3 protein-coding genes are annotated in these 4,666 nt (G+C 67.2%); all 3 read right to left on the bottom strand.

The window, feature by feature from the left end; translation table 11 throughout:
- A partial coding sequence (locus B0W80_RS33715; protein WP_306171893.1) for a biotin/lipoyl-containing protein occupies positions 1 to 357 on the bottom strand: 357 nt, incomplete at its 3' end.
- 17 nt (positions 358 to 374) lie between these two features.
- The gene (gene aceF / locus B0W80_RS33710; RefSeq protein ID WP_077003492.1) at positions 375 to 1,676 is read right to left on the bottom strand and encodes a dihydrolipoyllysine-residue acetyltransferase; all 1,302 of its coding nucleotides are present in this window, start codon (positions 1,674 to 1,676) and stop codon (positions 375 to 377) included.
- Positions 1,677 to 1,684: 8 nt separating this feature from the next.
- A complete protein-coding gene (aceE, locus tag B0W80_RS33705) occupies positions 1,685 to 4,357 on the bottom strand; it encodes a pyruvate dehydrogenase (acetyl-transferring), homodimeric type (protein ID WP_077003491.1) in 2,673 nt (890 codons plus the stop codon).
- Between the last annotated feature and the right edge of the window lie 309 nt (positions 4,358 to 4,666).

Raw genomic sequence — 4,666 nt, 5'->3', positions numbered from 1 at the left:
AACGCTGCGACCTACGCCGGCAAGGCCGACGTCGAATGCGAGATGCTCGTGCTCGGCGCCGGCTTCACTCCCCCTCCCTCCCGCGGGAGAGGGTTGGGGTGAGGGTGCCCCCGCTCCCACAGCCTCCACCACGAGGATCACCGACCCCTCGCTCACCTTGTCGTCGACCTTGACCTTGATCTCCTTCACCACCCCCGCCTGCGAGGACGGGATCTCCATCGAGGCCTTGTCCGACTCGACCATCATCAGCCCGGTATCGACCGCGATGGTCTCGCCGACCTTCACCATCAGTTCGATGACCGCGACATCCTTGAAGTCGCCGATGTCGGGAACCTTGACTTCCACCAGATTTGCCATGGGGAACCTTCCTCAGCTCAGAACAGGGTGCGCCGCAGATCGGCCAGCACGTTGGCGAAATGGACGTTGAAGCGTGCGGCGGCCGCGCCGTCGATCACGCGGTGGTCCCACGACAGGGACAGCGGCAGCGTCAGGCGCGAAGCCCAGGTCTTGCCATCGCTGGAGTGCTGCTTCCAATAGCTCTTGCACACGCCCATGATCGCCACCTCGGGCGCGTTGATGATCGGCGTGAAGTAGATGCCGCCGATGCCGCCGAGCGAGCTGATCGTGAAGGTGCCGCCCTGCATCTGGTCGGGCTTGAGCTTGCCCTCGCGTGCCAGGCCCGCGAGCTCGCCCATCTCTTTCGCGATCTCGGGCACGGTCTTGCGGTCGGCGTCGCGGATCACCGGCACCATCAGCCCGTTGGGCGTGTCGGCCGCGAAGCCGATGTGCCAGTAGCGCTTGAGCACCAGGCTGTCGCCCTCGAGGCTGGCGTTGAACTCCGGAAACTTCTTCAGCGTGGCGACCGCCGCCTTCATCATGAAGGGCAGCATGCTGAGCTTGACTCCGCTCTTCTCCAGCTCCTTGTTCATGCGCACGCGGAACTGCTCGAGCTCGGTGATGTCGGCCTCGTCGTGCGTGGTGACGTGCGGAATCACGACCCAGTTGCGGTGCAGGTTGGCGGCCGAGATCTTCTTGATGCGGCCCAGCTCCTTGCGGTCCACCGGCCCGAACTTCGCGAAGTCGACCTTGGGCCAGGGCAGCAGGTCGAGCCCGCCCGCGCCCCCACCGGCGGCGGCCGGGGCTGAAGCCTTGTTCGCCGGCGCCGCCGCGCCGCCTCCCCCTGCGAATGACTGAACGTCGTCGCGCACGATGCGGCCGTGGTTGCCGGTGCCCTTGACCTTGGCCAGGTCCACACCGAGTTCGCGCGCCAGCTTGCGCACCGCGGGGCCGGCGTAGGCCAGCGCGAAGCCGGCTTCGTCGATGTTGCCGGCCGCGGGCGCAGCGCTTGTGGCAGCAGGTGCTGCAGCGGGCGTGACTGCCGGCGATGAAGAAGACGCCGGCGCTGCCGCGGTGGGCGCGGCCGGCGCAGCTGCTCCGTCGCCCTCGAACTGCATGAGCAGGCTGCCCTGGCTCACCTTGTCGCCGAGCTTCACGGCGATGGACTTGACGACGCCGCCGCGCGGCGCCGGCACGTCCATCGTGGCCTTGTCGGATTCGAGGGAGACCAGCGCGTCCTCGGCCTTCACCGTGTCGCCGGGCTTCACGAAGATCTCGATGACGGGCACGTCGCTGAAGTCACCGATGTCGGGGACCTGGATGTCGATGGCGTTGCTCATGGTGCTCCTCAGACGGTCCAGGGGGCGGCGCGCTCGGCGTCGAGCCCGTACTTGGCGATCGCCTCGGCGACGACGGCGGGCTTGACGACGCCGTCGTCCGCCAGCGCCTTCAGCGCCGCGACGGCGACGTGGAAGCGGTCGACCTCGAAGAAGCGGCGCAGTTTCACGCGGTAGTCGCTGCGGCCGAAGCCGTCGGTGCCGAGCACGGTGAAGCGGCGGCCTGCCGCCTGCACGTATTCGCGCACCTGGTCTGCGTAGTTGCGCATGTAGTCGGTGGCGGCGATCACCGGGCCCTCGTGGCCTTCGAGGCATTGCTCGACGTGGCTCTTGCGCGGCGCCTCGGTCGGATGCAGCCGGTTCCAGCGCTCGGCCGCCATGCCGTCGCGGCGCAGCTCGTTGAAGCTGGTCGCGCTCCAGACGTCGGCCGCCACGTTCCAGTCGGCCTTCAGCAGCTCGGCCGCGGCCATCACTTCGCGCAGGATGGTGCCGCTGCCCATCAGCTGCACGCGCTGGCCCTTCTTCGGCGTCTTGCCGCCGTCGCTCAGCTGGTAGAGGCCCTTGAGGATGCCCGCCTCGCTGCCCTCGGGCATGCCGGGGTGCGGGTAGTTCTCGTTCATCAGGGTGACGTAGTAGTAGACGTCTTCCTGGTCCTGGTACATGCGGCGCATGCCGTCGCGCACGATCGTCACCACCTCATAGGCGAAGGTCGGGTCGTACGAGATGCAATTGGGAATGGTCCCCGCAATGATGTGGCTGTGCCCGTCTTCGTGCTGCAGGCCCTCGCCGTTGAGCGTGGTGCGCCCCGCGGTGCCGCCCAGCAGGAAGCCGCGCGCGCGGATGTCGCCGGCCAGCCAGGCCAGGTCGCCCACGCGCTGCAGGCCGAACATCGAGTAGTAGATGTAGAACGGGATCATCGGCACGTTGCTCGTGCTGTACGAGGTGGCCGCGACGATCCAGCTCGACATCGCGCCGCCTTCGTTGATGCCCTCTTGCAGCACCTGGCCGTCTTTCGACTCGCGGTAGTACATAAGCTGGTCGGCGTCCTGCGGCTTGTAGAGCTGCCCCACCGACGAATAGATGCCGAGCTGGCGGAACATGCCTTCCATGCCGAAGGTGCGCGACTCGTCGGGCACGATGGGCACCACGTGCTTGCCGATGGACTTGTCGCGCACCAGCGTGCCGAGCATCTGCACGAAGGCCATGGTGGTCGAGATCTCGCGCTCGCCCGTGTCCTTGAGCAGGCGCTCGAAGGTCGAGAGCGGCGGCACCTCGAGCGCGGTCGACTTCTGCCGACGCTGCGGCAGGTAGCCGCCGAGCGCCTCGCGCCGTGCGCGCAGGTACTTCATCTCGGGGCTGTCTTCGGGCAGCTTGATGAAGGGCACCTTGGGCAGGTCTTCGTCGGACACCGGGATCTGGAAGCGGTCGCGGAAGTTGCGTAGCGCGTCCTGCGTCATCTTCTTGGCCTGGTGCGCGATCATCTGGCCTTCGCCCGACTCGCCCATGCCGTAGCCCTTGACGGTCTTGGGCAGGATCAGCGTGGGCTGGCCCGTGTGCTTCACGGCCGCGGCGTAGGCCGCGAACACCTTCTCGGGATCGTGGCCGCCGCGCGTCAGGGCCCAGATCTCGTCGTCGCTCATGTCGGCGACCAGCGCCTTGAGCTCGTCGTACTTGCCGAAGAAATGCTCGCGCACGTAGGCGCCGCTCTTGCTCTTGAAGTCCTGGTACTCGCCGTCGACGCACTCTTCCATGCGCTTGAGCAGCAAGCCGCTCGTGTCCCTGGCCAGCAGCTTGTCCCAGCCGCTGCCCCACAGCACCTTGATGACGTTCCAGCCGGCGCCGCGGAACACCGACTCCAGCTCCTGCACGATCTTGCCGTTGCCGCGCACCGGGCCGTCGAGCCGCTGCAGGTTGCAGTTGATGACGAAGACCAGGTTGTCCAACGCCTCGCGCCCGGCCAGCGAAATGGCGCCCAGCGATTCGGGCTCGTCCATCTCGCCGTCGCCCATGAAGGCCCACACCTTGCGCGGCGCGGTGTCGGCCAGGCCGCGGCCCTGCAGGTACTTGAGGAAGCGCGCCTGGTAGATGGCCATCAGCGGCCCCAGGCCCATCGACACGGTCGGGAACTGCCAGAAGTCGGGCATCAGCCACGGGTGCGGATACGACGAGATGCCCTTGCCCTCGGACTCCTGCCGATAGCCCAGCAGCTGTTCCTCGGTCAGACGCCCTTCGAGGAAAGCGCGCGCATAGATGCCCGGCGCGCTGTGCCCCTGGATGTAGAGCAGGTCGCCGCCATGGCTGTCGGTGGGCGCATGCCAGAAGTGGCCGAAGCCGATGTCGTAGAGCGTGGCGGCGGACTGGAAGCTCGCGATGTGCCCGCCGAGCTCCGAACTGTCCTTGTTCGCGCGCAGGATGATCGCCATCGCGTTCCACCGGATGATCGAGCGCAGCCGATGCTCGATCGCCCGGTCGCCGCTGCTCTTGGCTTCGGCCTCCGGCGGGATGGTGTTCTTGTAGGCCGTGGTGAGCGACCGCGGCATGTAGACGCCGTCGCGCCGCGCCTCGTCGACCACCCGGTTGACGATGTAGCCGGTGCGATCGGCGCCGCGGTGCGCGCGCACGGCACGCAATGCATCGACCCACTCGCCGGTCTCGACCGGATCGAGGTCTTCGTTCGTATCCATCCTGTTTGTCTCCTCTGGGGGTGCCTGCCGCGCTGCCAGTGGGCGCGTCATGACCCGACCGTTATCGCAACGGGTGTGCCAGGGGCCGGGCGGGCCGAACGCGCGCGCAAGTCGTTGTTTTCAAAGGGGTTGGTGCGGGACGGTGGCCGGCCGCCATATGAAGTCCCGGACGCAGGGGCAAGGGGCTGTCCGGGAACTCGGGCGGTGATGTTGGGGTTACTACCGACAGAACAACATGGGCGGCAACGCGAATGGATCGTTGTCGTTTTTTTGCGGTAGGGACATTTGTCACCTATGCACGGCGCCACG

The sequence above is a fragment of the Variovorax sp. KK3 genome (genome assembly GCF_001984055.1).
In the GTDB taxonomy this organism is placed as follows: domain Bacteria; phylum Pseudomonadota; class Gammaproteobacteria; order Burkholderiales; family Burkholderiaceae_C; genus Variovorax.
Note: the sequence above shows the minus strand (reverse complement) of the source record. Positions and strands in the feature narration are given on the sequence as shown.

Excerpts from the sequence above, each read along its gene's own strand:
- aceF (WP_077003492.1), bottom strand. The coding sequence starts at position 1,676 with ATGAGCAACGCCATCGACATCCAGGTCCCCGACATCGGTGACTTCAGC.
- aceE (WP_077003491.1), bottom strand. The coding sequence starts at position 4,357 with ATGGATACGAACGAAGACCTCGATCCGGTCGAGACCGGCGAGTGGGTC.